The organism is Paracoccus aurantiacus (assembly GCF_007993065.1).
Lineage (GTDB): Bacteria > Pseudomonadota > Alphaproteobacteria > Rhodobacterales > Rhodobacteraceae > Paracoccus > Paracoccus aurantiacus.
Genome location: NZ_VOPL01000035.1, coordinates 1 through 343, shown reverse-complemented (window position 1 = coordinate 343; position 343 = coordinate 1). Strand labels below are relative to the sequence as shown.

General features: G+C 61.8%; 1 protein-coding gene. It reads right to left on the bottom strand.

The genetic code is table 11. The features are described 5' to 3' along the window. A partial coding sequence (locus tag FQV27_RS18735; RefSeq protein WP_147101635.1) for an STAS domain-containing protein occupies positions 1-343 on the bottom strand: 343 nt, incomplete at both ends.

The window sequence follows — 343 nt, the reverse complement described above, 5'->3', positions numbered from 1 at the left end:
GTGGTTGGGCAAGCGCCTTCCAGGCGTCGTGCTGGGACAGGAAGACGCGTCCGTTGAGCTGGTCGAGGAAGTGTGTGGTCTTGAGGCGGTCCATCACCGGACCCTTCACTTCCGAGAGGTGCAGTCCGACCCCCAGATCCATGAGCCTGTGGTTGATCGCCTCCAGGCTCTCCAACGCTGAATAGTCGATCTCGTTCACCGCCGAGCACATGAGGATCACGTGGCGCAGAGCGCCGCCGTCGACCACGCGATCCTGGATCAGATCCTCGAGAAACCGGGCATTTACGAAGTAGAGGCTCTCGTCCACGCGCAGGGTGAGGACATGCGCATCGGTCTCGACCTC